This is a genomic window from Streptomyces sp. SM11 (genome assembly GCF_002910905.1).
GTDB lineage: Bacteria > Actinomycetota > Actinomycetes > Streptomycetales > Streptomycetaceae > Streptomyces.
The window spans coordinates 23,399-40,036 of sequence record NZ_NEUE01000103.1; the positions used below are offsets into that span (position 1 = coordinate 23,399).

Here is a 16,638-nt window from a genome sequence, read left to right on the forward strand (position 1 = left end):
CCGTGCGCTTGTGCACGCTTCACCGCGCCCGGCAGTGCTCGACGAACCGCCGGGCCACCGAGGGCGACGCGGCCCAGTGGGTATGCAGATAGCTCGCGTGCACACCCCGCTGGACGTACCCCTCGACCCGCCGCTCCGGCTGGTGCATGCCCCAGGCCGGCGTGGTCCCGGCCCCCGGCTCCAGCACCGTGCGGTGGAACTCATGACCGCGCATCCTGGTCCCCGCCACCGCCAGCGCACTGTCCGAGACCGCCACCGCCTGCCGGTACCCGAGCGTGAGTCGCTCGGACATCCGGGCGTCGGCGTCCAGCACCCCGCACATCGGCCGCCCGTCCAGCTCCCGCGCCAGATACAGCAGCCCCGCGCACTCGGCCGCCACCGGGGCGCCGCTCAGGGCCAACTCCGTGACCGCCCGCCGCAACGGCTCGTTCGCCGACAGCTCGGGGGCGTACATCTCCGGGAACCCGCCGCCGATCACGAGCCCCGCCGTACCCGCCGGCAGCTTCTCGTCCCGCAACGGATCGAAGGTCACGACCTCCGCACCGGCCGCCGTCAGCAGCTCGGCGTGCTCCGCGTAAGCGAAGGTGAACGCCGCCCCGCCCGCCACGGCGACGACGGGACGTGGCCCCCGCACGGGTACGTGCGCGGGCTCCCACGCCTCGTCCGACAGGGCGGGTGCGGTCCGGGCCAGCGCCATCAGCGCGTCCAGGTCGCACCCGGCGCGTACCCGCTCGCCCATCGCCGCCACGGCGTCCACCGTTTCGGACCCCCGCTCGGCCACCGGCACCAGACCCAGGTGCCTCGAGGGCGTCGCCACCTGTGGGGCCCGCCGCAGCACGCCCAGCACCGGCAGGCCGGACTCGTCCAACGCGTCCCGCAGCAGTGCCTCGTGACGGTCGGAGGCCACCTTGTTCAGGATCACCCCGCCGATCCGGACCTGCGGGTCCCAGGAGGCGAACCCGTGCACCAGGGCCGCCACCGACCGCGACTGCGAAGAGGCGTCCACCACCAGCACCACGGGCGCCCTGAGCAGCTTGGCCACCTGCGCGGTGGACGCCAGCTCACCCTGCCCCGAGGCGCCGTCGTACAGCCCCATCACGCCCTCGACCACGGCGAGGTCGCACCCCGCCGACCCGTGCGCGAACAACGGGGCGATGAGGTCCGTCCCGCACATGTACCCGTCGAGATTGCGGCCGGGGCGTCCCGTCGCCAGCGAGTGGTAGCCCGGATCGATGTAGTCCGGCCCCACCTTGTGCGGCGAGACGGCGAGCCCGCGCGCGGCGAAGGCGGCCATCAGGCCGGTGGCGACGGTGGTCTTGCCGCTGCCGGAGGCCGGAGCGGCGATGACCAGACGGGGCACAGTCACCACTCGATGCCCCTCTGGCCCTTCTGCCCCGCGTCCATCGGGTGCTTGACCTTCGACATGTCGGTCACCAGGTCGGCGGCCTCGACGAGCTTGTCGGGCGCGTTGCGTCCGGTGATCACCACGTGCTGGGTGCCGGGCCGGTTCCGCATCACCTCGACGACCTCGTCCGTGTCGATCCAGCCCCAGTGCATCGGGTAGGCGAACTCGTCGAGCACGTACAGCTTGTACGTCTCGGCCGCCAGGTCGCGCTTGACCTGCTCCCAGCCCTCGCGTGCCTTCTCCTCGTTGTCGAGCTGACCGTCGCGCTGGACCCAGGACCAGCCCTCGCCCATCTTGTGCCAGTCGACGGTGCCGCCCTCGCCGCTCGCGCCCAGCACCTTCAGCGCGTTCTCCTCGCCGACCTTCCACTTCGCCGACTTCACGAACTGGAACACCCCGATCGGCCACCCCTGGTTCCAGGCCCGCAGCGCGAGCCCGAAAGCCGCCGTCGACTTGCCCTTCCCGATGCCCGTGTGGACGAACAGGAGCGGGCGGTTCCGCCGCTGACGGGTGGTGAGCCCGTCGTCCGGCACTGTCGTCGGCTGTCCCTGCGGCATTAAGCGGCCCTCCCGGCTGCGGTGACGTCCTTGACGAGCCCGGCGATCGAGTCGGCCCGCAGCTCGTCGAGCGTGACGGCGGTGCCTCCCAGTTCCCGGGCGAGTTCCCCGGCGAGACCGAGGCGTACGTACCCCGACTCGCAGTCCACGACGACCGAGGCCGTCCCCTCCGAGCGGTGCAGCCGTCCGGCCCGCCCCGCGAGCGCGACCGGCTCCGGACCGCCGGTCGCCCGGCCGTCCGTGATCACGACGAGCAGCGGCCGCCGCGACGGGTCGCGCAGCCGCTCCACCCGCAGCACGTCATGGGCCTTCAGCAGCCCGGCGGCGAGCGGTGTACGGCCCCCGGTCGGCAGCGACTCCAGTCGCGACGCCGCCGCGTCCACGGACGAGGTCGGCGGCAGCGCCACCTCCGCCTCCTTCCCCCGGAAGGTGACCAGACCGACCTTGTCCCGCCGCTGGTAGGCGTCCAGCAGCAGCGACAGCACCGCCCCCTTGACCGCGCTCATCCGCTGCCGGGCCGCCATCGACCCGGAGGCGTCCACGACGAACAGCACGAGGTTGCCCTCACGCCCCTCCCGGGTCGCCTGCCGCAGATCGTCCCGGCGCACCACGAGCCCCCGCCCGGAGCGCCCGCGCGCCCGCTGGTGCGGGGCGGCGGCCTGCACGGTCGCGGCCAGGTGCAGCTTGGTCAGCGATCCCTGCGGGCGGCGCGCGCCGGTCGTACGCCCGTGCTCGGTACGGGCCCTGGAGCGTCGCCCCGCAGCACCCTCGCCGAGCCCCGGCACGCTGAGCATCTTCGTCCGGAACGGCTCGGCGGACGCCACCGGCTGCTGCTCGGCCCCGGCGGACCGGCCGGGCGCGTCGGGAGTGCCGTCCGGCGTCTGCGACGGCGTGTCGCTCGCACCACCCTGAGGCGGCACACCGCCACCGCCACCGTCGTTGCCGCCGCCGCCGCCGCCGTCCGGCCCGGGCCCGTCGGGATCGGGGTCGGGCAGGTCATCGTCGCCGCTCCCTCCCTGCTCCTGCTCCTGCTTCGGCGGGTCGGCCTCGTCCAGGGTCTGGTCGAGCTTGTCCTCGTCCAGGCCGGGCGCGTCGAAGGGGTTGCGTCGACGCCGGTGGGGGAGCGCGAGGAGCGCGGCCTGCCGCACGTCGTCGGCGGTGACCTCCTCGCGCCCCACCCAGGCGGCCAGCGCGGTCGCGGTACGCGCCATCACGATGTCGGCCCGCATCCCGTCGACCTCGAACGCGGCGCAGGTCGCGGCGATCTGCCGCAACACGCCGTCGCCCAGCACGACGCGGGGCAGCAGGGCGCGCGCGGCTGCGATCCGCTCCCGCAGCGCCGACTCCTCGTCGGCCCAGCGGGCGGCGAAGCCCTCGGGGTCGTCGTCGTACGCGAGCCTGCGCCGCACGACCTCGACCCGCTCGTCGGTGTCCCGGGACGCGGCCACCTCGACGGTCAGCCCGAACCGGTCCAGCAACTGCGGCCGCAGCTCGCCCTCCTCCGGGTTCATCGTCCCGACCAGCAGGAACCGTGCCGCATGCCGTACGGAGACGCCCTCGCGCTCGACGTACGAGGCACCCATGGCCGCCGCGTCCAGGAGCAGGTCCACCAGGTGGTCGTGGAGCAGGTTGACCTCGTCGACGTACAGGATGCCGCGGTGCGCGTCGGCGAGCAGCCCCGGCTCGAACGCCTTCACGCCCTCCGAGAGTGCCCGCTCGATGTCCAGCGCCCCCACGAGCCGGTCCTCGGACGCGCCGACGGGCAGCTCCACGGTCCGCGCGGCCCGCGACACACCGGCCGCCCCCGCGTGCGGCCCATCAGGACACGCCGGATCGGGGGAGACCGGGTCACAGGAGAACCGGCACCCGGGCACGACGGAGACCTCGGGCATGAGGGCGGCCAGCGCGCGGACGGCGGTGGACTTGGCGGTCCCCTTCTCGCCCCGCACGAGCACCCCGCCGACAGCCGGACTGACCGCGTTCAGCAACAGCCCGAGCCGCAGGTCGTCCTGCCCGACGATCGCGGTGAAGGGATACGGCGTACTCACTTGGCCTCCTGGTCGACACGAACAACAGCACAATCAAGCCCGTCTGGCTTCCGGGCTTCTCCAAGCGCCTCCGGGTGAGCCGTTTCAAGCCCCTCCGGCGATTGAGGAGCGGGTGCCTGGGCAGCACCCGGGCTCTCCGGAGCACCCGCACCTGACTTTGAACCCGGCACCGAAGGCGCCCCCGGCGGCACGAACGGCAACCCCGCAGGCGCGCCCCCCTCGATCAACCGCCACAACGCGTCCGTGTCGGCGTGCTCCTCCACCAGATCCCCCAGCCGGTCCAGCTGCTCCTCCCGCAGCGCCCCGAAACTCGTGTCCGGCGCCGGCACGAACCGCCGCCCAGCGGCCTGGGCCACCTCCACCAGGAACCGCCGCCGGAACGCGTCGCTCTCCAGCGACCCGTGCCAGTGCGTCCCCCACACGGCCCCCACCCGGCACCCGTCGAGGAACGGCTCGCCGCCCCGCACATCGGCCACCCCGTGGTGGATCTCGTACCCCTCCACCGGCTCGCCCAGCGCCGAACCGACCGGCCGCGCCAGCGTCTTGGCCCGGTCGAACCGGATGCGTACGGGAAGGAGCCCCAGCCCGTCCACGAGACCCGCCCGGGACTCCACCTCGTCCTCGATCCGCTCGCCGAGCACCTGGAACCCGCCGCAGATCCCCAGCACCGGCCGGCCCTCCGCCGCCCGCCGCACCAGCGCGTCCGCGAGGCCCCGCTCGCGCAGCCAGGCCAGCGCCTTCACCGTGCCGCGCGTCCCGGGCACGATCACCAGGTCCGCGTCGGCCAGCTCGTCCGCCCGGTCCACGAACCGCACGACGACGCCCGGTTCGGCGGCCAGCGCGTCCACGTCCGTGAAGTTCGACATCAGCGGCACCGCGCAGACCGCCACCCGCAGCACGTCCTCGCCGTGCGGGGGAGCCACGGCCGACTCCCGCACCGCACCCCGCAGGGACACCCGCAGGCCGTCCTCCTCGTCGATGCCGAGCCCGTGGGCGAACGGCAGCACGCCGTACGTCCGCCGCCCGGTCAGCCCGTACAGCATGTCCAGGCCCGGCTCCAGCAGCGAGACGTCGCCCCGGAACTTGTTCACCAGGTAGCCCGCGACCAGCGCCTGGTCCTCGGGGCCCAGCAGCGCCGTCGTCCCGAAGAACGACGCGAAGACCCCGCCCCGGTCGATGTCCCCGACCACCAGGACGGGGAACTTCGCGGCCCGCGCGATTCCCATGTTCACGATGTCCGTGCGCCGCAGATTGATCTCGGCCGGGGATCCGGCCCCTTCGCAGATGACCGCGTCGTACGTGGCCCGCAGCTGCTCCAGGCAGTCCGTCACCGTCCCGAGCAGCGTCTCCTGACGGCCCCCGTGGTACCCCCGGGCGCTCATCTCGCCGACCGGCCTCCCCATCAGGACCACCTGGCTGGACCGGTCGCCGCCGGGCTTCAGCAGCACCGGGTTCATCAGCGCCGTCGGCTCCACCCGGGCGGCCTGCGCCTGCATTGCCTGCGCCCGCCCGATCTCCGCGCCCTGTCGGGTCACGAAGGAGTTCAGGGACATGTTCTGCGCCTTGAACGGGGCGACCTTCACGCCCCGGCGCACCAGCCACCGGCAGATGCCCGCCGTGACGACGCTCTTGCCCGCGTCCGATGTGGTTCCCGCGACCAGCAGTCCGCCGCTCATGCCCGCTCCCGTTCCCGTGCCGCGTTCCGTGCCGGACCGTTCATGACCGACCCCGCTTCCGCCCCGCGGCCATCCGCCCCGCTACCAGCCGGCCCGCCACGCACACACCGAGGGCCAGCGTGCTTACCCGGCGCGAGAGCCGTACCGCGCGTTCGATGTCCGCGCCCCGCACGTCCCGCCCGGACTCCCCGTTGAGCACCGGCCGGTGCTCAACGCGCCCCGCGTACGCCAGCGTCCCGCCCAGCCGCACGCCGAGCGCCCCCGCGAACGCGGCCTCCACCGGCCCGGCGTTCGGGCTCGGGTGGCGTCCCGCATCGGCCTGCCAGGCGCGTACGGCGTCCGACGGCCGCCCACCCGCCGCCACGGCCAGCGCGGCCGTCAGCCGGGCGCCGGGCCACCCCGCGAGGTCGTCCAGGCGGGCCGAGGCCCAGCCGTATCGGCGGTAGCGGGACGACTTGTGGCCGACCATCGCGTCGAGCGTGTTCACGGCCCGGAACCCGACGAGCCCCGGCACCCCGCCGATCGCCCCCCACACCAGTGCGCCGACGACGGCGTCCGAGGTGTTCTCGGCGACCGACTCGACGACCGCGCGGGCGATCCCCGGACCGTCCAGGGAGTGCGGATCGCGCCCGCACAGATGCGGCAGCCGCTCCCGGGCCACTTCGAGGTCCCCGGCGGCCAGGGCACCGCCGATGGCGCGGGCCTCCCGGCCCAGCGACGTACCGCCGACGACGGACCAGGCGGTGGCGGCGGTCAGCGCGACGGCGAGCGCGGGGCGTCCCCGGACGGCGCGGGCGGCCAGCGTGGCGGCCCCCACGGCACCTCCGGCGCACACGAGGGTGTGCAGGGCGCCCGCACCCCGGTCGTCACGCCACAGCAGCGTCTCGGCCCGCGCGGCGGCACAGCCGAATCCGGCGACGGGGTGGCCACGCCGGGGGTCACCGAGCAGAGCGTCGGCGATCAGCCCGGCCGTGGCGCCGTACGCGAAGACGCGGTCGGCACACACGGCTCAGGCCGCCGCGGGCAGAGGCGTTCCGGGACCGGGGACTTGACTGGGGGGCACGGGATGCGGCGCACGGCGGCCGAGCATGGCGTAGGTCCTCACTCAGGGTCCGCGCCCTGGTTCGACGTGACCGGCGACGAGAGTCTCCTGGCTTCCGGATCCGCAGTTCCCCCGGCCTTCCAGCCCGCGTGCGGCGGGCCGTGACATCCGGTGTGGGGGAGTGCTCCCCGGTGACAGTGGCGGGACCGCGCCGGATTCGCACCGGCTTCCTCTGCTGTCGCCGTAAATGGCTCCGGCAGTCCACCACGCCCTGCGAACAACCGTCAACTTGCCGTTGACCTGCGGGGCCCGACTGTGCGCGGACGCACATCGGGCCGGACACACGAGGGTGTGTCCGGCCCGAAGGAGTGCGGTGGAGCGGGGTCAGGCGACGATCATGTAGATCCCGTACGCGACCGCCGCCGTGCACAGCCCGAAGCAGGCGTAGGCGCCGGTGCGCGCCAGCGCGACCGATCCGCCGGAGGCGCTGCTTCCGGCCGTGGTGGACTGCTTGGAGAGGGCGACGATGCCCAGGGTGAAGAGGCCGACCAGCGCGACGGTGGCCACGAGACTGACACCGAAGACGGAGGCGAGAGCTGCCCAGTCGATTTTCATGCGGATCTGTCCTTACACCGTGGCCGGCGGCCGGGCCGGGTCGTCGGGCGCCGGGGCCGGGGCCGGGGCCGGGATGGTGGTCATGAGGTCGGAGGTCGGGCCGGCGGCGGGCGGCGGCTGGACCGCGGCGATGGCCGTGGTGACGACGCCCTGGGGCTCCTCGTCACCACCGGCCGTGTCGTTGACGTTGGTGTGGTCGACCGGCTGGCGGCGCGAGGCCAGCCAGATCGCGAAGGAACCGCCCACGAGCACGATCGCGGTGACGGCGATGCCCCAGGGGCCCTGCTTGGTCAGGTACTCGGCACCTGCACCGATCAGACCGGCCGCAGGAAGCGTCAGACCCCAGGCGACGAACATCCGGGTGGCGGTGGACCAGCGGACCACACCCCCCTTGCGGCCGAGGCCCGCGCCCATCACGGCGCCGGAGCAGGACTGCGTGGTGGAGAGCGAGAAGCCGAGGTGCGAGGAGGCCAGGATGACGGTCGCCGCACTGGTCTGGGCGGCGAAGCCCTGCGGCGGCTTGAGCTCGGTCAGACCGCTGCCCATGGTGCGGATGATCCGCCAGCCGCCGAGGTAGGTGCCGAGCGCGATGGCCACACCTGCCGAGACGATGACCCACAGCGGCGGATTGGAGCCGGGGGCGAGGACGCCGCCGGTGACCAGAGCCAGCGTGATGATGCCCATCGTCTTCTGGGCGTCGTTGGTGCCGTGGGCGAGCGAGACGAGACCGGCGGAGGCGATCTGTCCGGCCCGGTAGCCCTTGGCCGTCGACTTCAGCTGGCCCTCGTCGGTGACGTTCCGGTTGATCCGGTACGTCAGCCGGGTGGCCAGCATCGCGGCGAGACCGGCCACCAGCGGGGCGGCGACTGCCGGGAGCAGCACCTTGGTGACGACGGTGCCACCGTTGATCGAGGACCAGCCGGCCGACATGACCGCGGCGCCGATCAGACCGCCGAACAGGGCGTGGGAGGAGCTGGAGGGCAGGCCGACCAGCCAGGTCAGGAGATTCCACAGGATGGCGCCGACGAGCGCCGCGAAGATGACCTCGGTTCTGAGGCCGTCCTCGTTGACGATCCCGCCGGAGATCGTCTTGGCGACCTCCACCGACAGGAACGCGCCGATCAGGTTGAGAACGGCGGACATCGCCACCGCTGTCTTGGGCTTCAGGGCGCCGGTCGAGATGGTGGTGGCCATCGCGTTGGCGGTGTCGTGGAAACCGTTCGTGAAATCGAACACGAGAGCTGTCACGACCACAATCGCAAGCAGCAGCGTGATGTGTTCCATTTACCCAGGCAATCGTTCGACGTCAGTGGCACGTGGACCGTAGGCAACCTGGGTGAACGGAAGATGAACTGAGCAGGGCGCTGTGGTGACCCCAAGCGGAGTGGGTCGCTTCCGCTTGTGTGCGGGAGGGGCTGCGGGATGCCTTTGGGGTGCGGCGTGGACTGCCCTTTGCCGCCCGTTGGTGAACATTTTGAACGGCTGTTCGGTACCCGGAAGAGATCCCCGTCACTCCCCATGTGACGTTCCGGTTGCGCGCGTTCGCGCCTACGCTCGCCCCATGAGCGAGCAGCACCCGGAATCCGTCGGGGAGACCTGGCGTGACGTCGTCGCGACCGCCCGCCGAAGCGCGGCGGACGGCCTGGTCGTCGGCACCTCGGGCAATGTGTCCGCCCGCGTCGGCGACCTCGTCCTGGTGACGCCCAGTGGGGTGCCCTACGACCGGCTCGGCCCCCACGACGCGGTCGGCGTCGACCTGGAAGGACGCCAGGTCCTGGGGGACCTCGGGCCGACCAGCGAACTCCCCCTCCACCTGGCGGTCTACCGCTCCACCGACGCCACCGCCGTGGTCCACACCCACGCCGTGCACGCCACCGCCGTCTCCACCCTCGTCACCGAGGTACCGCTGGTCCACTACGCGGCCGCCGTTCTCGGCGGCCCGGTCCGCACCGCCGCCTACGCCTGCTACGGCACCCCGGAACTGGCCGACGCCATGCTCGGGGCCCTGCGCGACCGCACCGGCTGTCTGCTCGCCAACCACGGCACCGTCACCTACGGCGACACCCTCGACCAGGCCTACGAGCGCACCGCCCAACTGGAGTGGCTGTGCCACCTCTGGCTCACCGCGAGCTCCGTGCCCGGCCGCACCCCGTCCCTGCTCGACGCGGCCCAGCTTGCCGAGGTGACCGAAGCACTCAAGGGATACGGCCAGCCCGGCTGACCCGCGCTCCGAGCCCGGACGGCCCCCGTCCGCTGGCAGCCCGCCTCCCGCCCCACGACACTGAAGCGGTGCGCCCGGTAACCGCGACGGCAACGGCCGTCACCACGATCCTCGGCGTCGGCGCGGCAGCGGTCGCGGCCGGCCGATACGCCAGCGACGTCGCCCTCAAGGCGGCGCCCGGACGTCCCCTCCCCGCCGACCGCAGACTCACCGTGCACGCGGCGGCGTCCGGGCGGGTCACCCTGACCCGCTCCTTCTCGGCGCTCCGGCCCGGCACCTACGGCCTGGCCGGACCCGGGGTCCACGCGGTCGTCGGGCCCGTCGTCGAAGGGGCCTCCCAGGCCGCCGACACCGTCGTCCGGAGGCTGGAGAGCGTCGGCCAGGGCCTCCTCGAACCCGGCGCGAAGGTCCGGCTCACCCCCGCGCTGTACGGCGGCGATCCGGGCAGCGACCTCGGCCTGGACCACCAGGAGGTCGAGATCCCCGGCGAGCTGGGAACCCTGCCCGCCTGGTACGTCCCCGGCGCGCGCGACACCTGGGTCATCACCGTGCACGGCCTCGGCACCACCCGGGCCCATCCCATGAACCTGATGGGGTTCCTGCACCGACAGCGCTTCCCCGTGCTCGACCTCGCCCACCGGGGCGACCCCGGAGCACCCCGCCCGGCCGGCGGCCTCGGCCACTTCGGCGCCTCCGAGTGGCGCGACCTGGACGCCGCCCTCCGCTTCGCCCTGCGCCACGGCGCCCGGAACGTGATCGTCCACGGCTGGTCAACCGGCGCCACCGCGGCCCTGTACGCCGCGGTCGAGTCCCCGCTCCGCGACCGGATCAGGGGCCTCGTCCTCGACTCCCCGGTACTGGACTGGCCGGTCACCCTGCGCGCCCTGGCCGCCGCCCGCGGCGCCCCGGCCGCTCTGCTGCCGCTCGCCGTCCGGGCCGCCCAGGGCAGGACCGGGATGAGCGGCGCCCCGGTGCTGGAGACCTCCGTGCCGGCCTCCCTGCGTACCCCGACCCTGATCCTGCACGGCCCGGACGACGCGATCGCCCCCTGGGGACCCTCCCGTGAGCTCGCCGCCCGTCGCGCGGATCTGGTCAGCCTCCACGCCGTACCGCAGGCTCCGCATGCGTCGATGTGGAACGCCGACCCGGCCCGCTACGAGGAGACCCTGCGGCGCTTCCTCACGCCCCTGATGTGAGCCGATGGGGTGAACTCTCCCCCTTGCCGTCGCACCGGGGGAACCTTTCACGTACCGGTGAAACGCCTTCCGTTTGGGCTTTCGGGCCGTCAGGAGCAAGACTGCTCCCGTGACGTCCCGTACTCCGCGCGACTCCAGGCTGCGACTTGTCCGCCCACGACCCCTTGCCACCGCCCGCAAGGCCGTGACCACCCGGCGCACCAGGCCGGCTCCCCGGCCCCCCGAGGGCACCCCGCCCCGTACGGAACTGGCACGCCAGGCCAGGACGGTGCTCGCCGACGCCGTGCGCATCGCCCACTGGGCGGCCGGCACGCCGGGGCCGGGCACCGCCGCCCCGCTCGCGGCCCATGCCCTCGAACGGGCGGCCACCGCTCTGGAGCTCTCCCCGGCGCAGGTCCGCGCGGGCTGGGACCGGGCCCGGCTGGCCGGACTCGTCGAACTGCACGGCGACACCGCCCGCCCCGGCTGGCGGCTGCGCGCCTGGGACCGGGACGACTCCGCCGTCCTCCGCGGCTGGGTGGCGCTCTTCGACGCCTGGTCGCTCGTCCACGCCGCCCCCGCGGACATCGAGGCGGGCGCGGTCGCCGAAGCCGTCGAGGCCGTGCCCCAGGTGCTCTCCCTCCTCCAGCTCTCCGCGGGCCCCGTCACCGTCCCCGCCCTGCTGGACCTCCTCGGTCAGCGCGTCGCCGAACTCCAGGAGGAGCGCTGCGAAGTGCTCCTGGGGCCCGGCAGAACCGCGCCCGCCGCCGCGGCGGAGACCGCCGGGATCGCCGGTCCGGCCGGGATCGCCGCCGGACCCACCCGGAGCGACGACCTCAACGCCCTGCTGCTCGACTGGGCCCTGGAGGGCCTCGCCGCCGTCGGGGCGCTGACCCTCGGCAAAGGGCACGCCACCCTCACCCCGCTCGGCAACTGGGCGGTCTGGGTCAAGCTGGAACAGATCTGCGTCGCCGCCCAGAGCCCGGCCGGGAACATCGAGCAGTCCGCCGCCGACATGCTCCTCGGCTGCGCCCGGCTCACCCCCGGTCCGGCCCGCGACGAATACCGCGCCTGGCTCGCCGCCCGCACCGTCGGCAGCGCCGTCGCCGAACTGCTGGCCGTAGCCCGGGGCGAGGACGCGCTGCTGCGCGGACTGGCCTTCGAGGCGCTGAGGGTCGTCGGAGCCCCCGCCGAACCCGAGGTCCGCTCCGTGCTCGCCGAACCCTCGCTGCGGCCCTACGCGCTGCTCTGGCTCGCCGAGTACGAGGGCAACGACCCGGACGACGCCCAGGACGTCCTCAGCCGCGAGGAAGCCACCTGGCTCTGGGTCGACACCGCGGCCGCCGTCGCCGACCACGGCGAGACCGGGCTGCTGGTCCGCCACCTCGACTCCGCGGTCCAGGGCACCGTCCCGGCCCTGCTCGACGAGGTCAGGGCCGTCGGCCACCCGCGCACCGTCCAGGTCCTGGTCGCCCTGGCCGCGGCCCACCCGGACCCGGCCCTGGCCAAGGCGGTCCGCCGGGCCGCCTTCCAGGTGCACACCGGAGGAGCCTGAACCGCCCGCCGCCGGGGTCCGCTCAGCCGGACCCCGGGGCGTACGTCCCGAAGCTCCACACATTGCCCTCGGGGTCGCGCGCCATGTAGTCCCGGGAGCCGTAGTCCTGGTCGGTCGGCTCCATGAGGATCTCCACACCGAACTCCTTGGCACGGGCGAAGTGCTCGTCCACCTCTTCCACCACCACGTACACCCCCGCCGGGCCCGCGCCCGCCATCGCCTGCGCGAACAGTCCCTCGCGCCCCGTGGAACCGAGCATCACCCTGCCGTTGCCGCAGGACAGCTCGGCATGCAGCACACTGCCGTTCTCCCCCTCGTAGACCGCCTCCTCGTTGAAGCCGAGGCCCTGCGTCAGCGTCCTCATCGCGGCCTTCGCGTCGTCGTACAGGATCGTCGGGTAGATCGTCGGAACCCGGCTCGCGGCGCCTGCCATGGCACTCACCCCTTCTGACTTCCCCACGTCTGACGTGATCTGCGTCTCAGTCTTCCACCGGGCGCTGACAATGCCTTCCCGGGAGGCGTTCCCGCAGGTCAGGGGGTGTTCGGCTCAGGCGGACAGGTCGCGCTGCGCCATGTCGCCCGTGCAGACCCCGGCGTAGCAGTCGGCCCGCGGCCCCACCTCGGGCCCGGGCGGGCGACAAGGTGCCGCCCTGCGCCGCGTACCGGATGGTTCGTCCCGCAGGGCACGCGGAAAAGAAGTTGCGCACCGCCAGTAGAATGAGCCGTATGGCTTTCCTCCTTGTGCATTAGCGGCGTCGAGAGACCTCCGCCCTCGTCCCTCCGCCGTCCATACTGCCCTGGAGTTTTTCCGTGATCACCGCTTCCGGCATCGAGCTGCGTGCCGGCGCCCGCATCCTCATCGAATCCGCTTCCTTCCGCATCGCCAAGGGCGACCGCATCGGCCTCGTCGGCCGCAACGGAGCGGGCAAGACCACCCTCACCAAGTGCCTGGCGGGCGAGGGCACCCCCGCCGGGGGCACCATCACCAGGTCCGGCGAGGTCGGCTACCTCCCGCAGGACCCGCGCACCGGCGACCTCGACATCCTCGCCCGCGACCGCATCCTCTCCGCCCGCGGTCTCGACACGATCCTGCGCAAGATGCGCGAGAACGAGGACCGGATGGCGAACGGGCAGGGCGCCACCCGCGAGAAGGCGATGAAGAAGTACGAGCGCCTGGAGACGGAGTTCCTCACCAAGGGCGGGTACGCCGCCGAGGCCGAGGCCGCCACCATCGCCGCCGCGCTCAGCCTGCCCGACCGGGTGCTCGGCCAGCCCCTCCATACGCTCTCCGGTGGTCAGCGCCGCCGCGTCGAGCTGGCCCGGATCCTCTTCTCGGACGCCGACACCCTGCTCCTCGACGAGCCCACCAACCACCTCGACGCCGACTCCATCGTCTGGCTGCGCGACTACCTCAAGTCCTACCGCGGCGGCTTCGTCGTGATCTCCCACGACGTCGACCTGGTCGAGACGGTCGTCAACAAGGTGTTCTACCTCGACGCCAACCGCTCCCAGATCGACGTCTACAACATGGGCTGGAAGCTCTACCAGCAGCAGCGCGAGGCCGACGAGAAGCGCCGCAAGCGCGAGCGTCAGAACGCCGAGAAGAAGGCCGCGACCCTCAACGCGCAGGCCGACAAGATGCGTGCCAAGGCCACCAAGACCGTAGCCGCCCAGAACATGGCCAAGCGCGCCGACCGACTGCTCTCGGGCCTGGAGGCCGTGCGGGTCTCCGACAAGGTGGCCAAGCTGCGCTTTCCCGACCCCTCGCCCTGCGGCAAGACCCCGCTGATGGCGGAGGGCCTGTCCAAGTCGTACGGCTCGCTGGAGATCTTCACCGACGTCGACCTCGCCATCGACAAGGGCTCCCGCGTCGTCATCCTCGGTCTCAACGGCGCCGGCAAGACCACGCTGCTGCGCCTGCTCGGCGGCGCCGAGAAGCCCGACACCGGCGAGATCATCGAGGGCCACGGCCTCAAGCTCGGGTATTACGCCCAGGAACACGAGACGCTCGACCCGGAGCGCACGGTCCTGGAGAACATGCGCTCCGCCGCTCCCGACCTCGACCTCGTCGCGGTCCGCAAGACGCTCGGCTCCTTCCTCTTCTCCGGCGACGACGTCGACAAGCCCGCGGGTGTGCTCTCCGGCGGCGAGAAGACCCGGCTCGCGCTCGCGACCCTGGTCGTCTCCTCCGCCAACGTGCTCCTGCTCGACGAGCCGACGAACAACCTCGACCCCGCCAGCCGCGAGGAGATCCTCGGCGCGCTGCGCACCTACAAGGGAGCCGTCGTCCTCGTCACCCACGACGAGGGCGCCGTCGAGGCGCTCCAGCCGGAGCGGATCATCCTGCTCCCGGACGGCGTCGAGGACCTCTGGGGAGCGGACTACCGCGACCTCGTCGCCCTCGCCTGATCCATCGGGGATAGATCATTCGGCCTACGCGTGATCCATCATCTGCGTGAGGACGTCTCGTACTCCGGTGGTGCGCCCGGCGCTCACCCGCCGTGCGCCCCTTTTCCGGCCGCCTTGCTCCGTACGGCCCTGACCTGGCCGTTCTCCGGTCGGTCCGCGCGATGCGCCTTGGCTTGCCCGCCGGAATCAGGGATTCCGCTCGTGTCGACGTGCTTCTCGTCCGGGAAACCGCTCGTACCGACCTTGCCGAATGGGTGGCCAGGAAGCGCGGGAGGGGTGATCATGAGAGTCCAGAGCGCACTTCCCACGAGGAGGCACGGGTGGCCGAGACTCTGAAGAAGGGCAGCCGGGTAACCGGCGCCGCGCGTGACAAGCTCGCGGCAGACCTGAAGAAGAAGTACGACTCCGGTGCGAGCATCCGGGCGCTGGCCGAGGAAACCGGCCGCTCCTACGGGTTCGTCCACCGGATGCTCAGTGAGTCCGGAGTGACGCTGCGGGGACGTGGCGGCGCGACACGAGGCAAGAGGGCCGCTTCGGCCTGAGGTCTCTGAGCTCTCGGCGTCTTCGGCGTCATTCGGGCCCAACGGAACTCGGGGTGACCACCCGGCCGACCGCAAGGTCGTCCGGGTGGTTACTGTTCAGTCACTTCTTTCCGAGTGCTGACTGCACCCCATCCGGAGGCGCCCCATGACCTCGCTCGACACTGTGCTCGACAAGGACGGCGTACGGCTCACCGTTGACGATGCCGTCGCCACGGTGACGCTCACCCGTCCGGCCAAACGCAACGCTCAGTCTCCCGCTCTGTGGCGGGCGTTGACCGAGGCCGGACGGGCGCTGCCCGGCACGGTGCGCGTCGTGGTGCTCCGCGGCGAGGGCAAGTCCTTCTCCGCGGGCCTCGACCGGCAGGCCTTCACCCCCGAGGGATTCGACGGCGAGCCGTCGTTCCTCGACATGGCGCGCGGCCCGGAGGCCGAGCTCGACGCGACCATCGCCGAGTACCAGGAGGCGTTCACCTGGTGGCGCCGCAACGACCTCGTGTCGATCGCGACGGTCCAGGGCCACGCCATCGGCGCCGGTTTTCAGCTCGCCCTCGCCTGCGATCTGCGGATCGTCGCCGAGGACGTGCAGTTCGCCATGCGCGAGACGAGCCTCGGCCTCGTTCCCGACCTCACGGGCACCCACCCCCTGGTGCACCTCGTGGGGTATGCCCGCGCGCTCGAAATCTGCGCCACCGGCCGCTTCGTGCACGCCGAGGAGGCCGAGCGCACCGGCCTCGCCAACCTCGTGGTTCCCGCCGACCAGCTCGACGCGGCGGCCCGCGACCTGGCCGCCGCTCTGCTGGCGGCCCCCCGTGACGCCGTCGTCGAGACCAAGGCCCTCCTCGGCGGCGCGCTCTCGCGTGACTACGAGGAGCAGCGCGTCGCCGAGCGGGCCGCCCAGGGCCGCCGGCTCCGCGACCTGGCGGGCATCACCGACTGACCACCTCCGTGACCAGCACCGACACCGGCAGCCGCTCCTCCGTGGCCGCCGCCACCGCCGTGCGCACCGACCGGGCGACATCCAGCGTCCGGTGATCCGCGGCCGCCGCCACCTCGACCCGTACGTGGTCCGGGGCGGTGTGCACGGGGCTGCCCAGGACCCGGGTCAGTGAGACGACGCCCGGCGCCCCGGCGGCCGCCGTTGCCACCGGGCCCTCCGGCTTCGCGCCCCGGGCCGTGGCCGTCGCCGTCACCTGAGCGGTCACCTGATCGGGCGCGCCGTCCTCCAGCAATGCCGTCACCGTCAGATCCACCTCGGCGATCTCCAGACCCAGCCGGGCGGCGGCGGTGAGGAGCGCCGCGCGCAGGGCCGCCGCGGAGTCGGGCAGCGGCCGGTCCGGGGCGGCCGAGAACTCCGCCTCGATCCGAAGCGGCCCCGGCGGCAGCGCGCTCGGCG

At 73.1% G+C, this 16,638-nt stretch carries 14 protein-coding genes, 1 pseudogene and 1 riboswitch; of the genes and pseudogenes, 6 read left to right on the plus strand and 9 right to left on the minus strand.

From position 1 onward, the window contains the following. Window positions 1–19: 19 nt before the first annotated feature. The 7 genes from B9S58_RS06940 to B9S58_RS06970 form a co-directional block, all read right to left on the minus strand. Window positions 20–1,369, minus strand: coding sequence for a cobyrinate a,c-diamide synthase (locus B9S58_RS06940; RefSeq protein WP_103531240.1), 1,350 nt, complete (start codon window positions 1,367–1,369; stop codon window positions 20–22). Continuing rightward, the gene (gene cobO, locus B9S58_RS06945; RefSeq protein WP_075267032.1) at window positions 1,363–1,962 is read right to left on the minus strand and encodes a cob(I)yrinic acid a,c-diamide adenosyltransferase; all 600 of its coding nucleotides are present in this window, start codon (window positions 1,960–1,962) and stop codon (window positions 1,363–1,365) included. The genes B9S58_RS06940 and cobO overlap by 7 nt, the downstream gene beginning before the upstream one ends. Then, entirely contained in the window at window positions 1,962–4,010 is a 2,049-nt protein-coding gene (locus B9S58_RS06950; RefSeq protein WP_103531241.1) for a putative cobaltochelatase, read from the minus strand. Before B9S58_RS06950 ends, cobO begins: the two co-directional genes overlap by 1 nt. Then, window positions 4,007–5,686, minus strand: a complete 1,680-nt coding sequence (locus B9S58_RS06955; RefSeq protein WP_103531242.1) for a cobyric acid synthase — start codon at window positions 5,684–5,686, stop codon at window positions 4,007–4,009. The genes B9S58_RS06950 and B9S58_RS06955 overlap by 4 nt, the downstream gene beginning before the upstream one ends. Window positions 5,687–5,726: 40 nt before the next feature. Further along, window positions 5,727–6,692, minus strand: a complete 966-nt coding sequence (locus B9S58_RS06960) for a cobalamin biosynthesis protein (protein WP_103531243.1) — start codon at window positions 6,690–6,692, stop codon at window positions 5,727–5,729. A 137-nt stretch (window positions 6,693–6,829) separates the two neighbouring features. Beyond that, window positions 6,830–6,962: riboswitch (cobalamin riboswitch) on the minus strand. A 150-nt stretch (window positions 6,963–7,112) separates the two neighbouring features. Beyond that, window positions 7,113–7,343 (minus strand): hypothetical protein, encoded by a 231-nt coding sequence (locus B9S58_RS06965; protein WP_103531244.1) that lies wholly within the window; start codon window positions 7,341–7,343, stop codon window positions 7,113–7,115. Between the two features lie 12 nt (window positions 7,344–7,355). Then, window positions 7,356–8,627, minus strand: a complete 1,272-nt coding sequence (locus B9S58_RS06970) for an inorganic phosphate transporter (protein WP_103531245.1) — start codon at window positions 8,625–8,627, stop codon at window positions 7,356–7,358. Window positions 8,628–8,904: 277 nt separating this feature from the next. Here B9S58_RS06970 and B9S58_RS06975 point away from each other — a divergent pair, with 277 nt between their 5' ends. From B9S58_RS06975 to B9S58_RS06985, 3 genes are all read left to right on the plus strand, one after another. Next, window positions 8,905–9,564 (plus strand): class II aldolase/adducin family protein, encoded by a 660-nt coding sequence (locus B9S58_RS06975; RefSeq protein ID WP_103531246.1) that lies wholly within the window; start codon window positions 8,905–8,907, stop codon window positions 9,562–9,564. Window positions 9,565–9,632: 68 nt separating this feature from the next. Next, window positions 9,633–10,760 (plus strand): S9 family peptidase, encoded by a 1,128-nt coding sequence (locus B9S58_RS06980; protein WP_103531247.1) that lies wholly within the window; start codon window positions 9,633–9,635, stop codon window positions 10,758–10,760. Window positions 10,761–10,944: 184 nt separating this feature from the next. Then, a complete protein-coding gene (locus B9S58_RS06985) occupies window positions 10,945–12,294 on the plus strand; it encodes a hypothetical protein (protein ID WP_103531248.1) in 1,350 nt (449 codons plus the stop codon). A 22-nt stretch (window positions 12,295–12,316) separates the two neighbouring features. Here the strand turns inward: B9S58_RS06985 and B9S58_RS06990 are convergent, their stop codons facing one another. Beyond that, the gene (locus tag B9S58_RS06990; RefSeq protein WP_103531249.1) at window positions 12,317–12,727 is read right to left on the minus strand and encodes a VOC family protein; all 411 of its coding nucleotides are present in this window, start codon (window positions 12,725–12,727) and stop codon (window positions 12,317–12,319) included. A 377-nt stretch (window positions 12,728–13,104) separates the two neighbouring features. Here B9S58_RS06990 and B9S58_RS06995 point away from each other — a divergent pair, with 377 nt between their 5' ends. From B9S58_RS06995 to B9S58_RS07005, 3 genes are all read left to right on the plus strand, one after another. Beyond that, window positions 13,105–14,703 carry an ABC-F family ATP-binding cassette domain-containing protein gene (locus B9S58_RS06995; protein WP_103531250.1) on the plus strand — a complete coding sequence of 533 codons (1,599 nt, stop codon included), beginning with the start codon at window positions 13,105–13,107 and terminating at the stop codon, window positions 14,701–14,703. 320 nt (window positions 14,704–15,023) lie between these two features. Next, window positions 15,024–15,245, plus strand: a complete 222-nt coding sequence (locus B9S58_RS07000; protein WP_181009214.1) for a helix-turn-helix domain-containing protein — start codon at window positions 15,024–15,026, stop codon at window positions 15,243–15,245. Between the two features lie 145 nt (window positions 15,246–15,390). Beyond that, complete coding sequence (locus B9S58_RS07005) at window positions 15,391–16,182, plus strand: enoyl-CoA hydratase/isomerase family protein (protein WP_103531251.1); 792 nt, start codon at window positions 15,391–15,393, stop codon at window positions 16,180–16,182. Here B9S58_RS07005 and B9S58_RS07010 read toward each other — a convergent pair. Beyond that, window positions 16,172–16,638, minus strand: a pseudogene (locus B9S58_RS07010) (hypothetical protein); the annotation flags it as partial. The gene B9S58_RS07005 and the pseudogene B9S58_RS07010 overlap by 11 nt on opposite strands.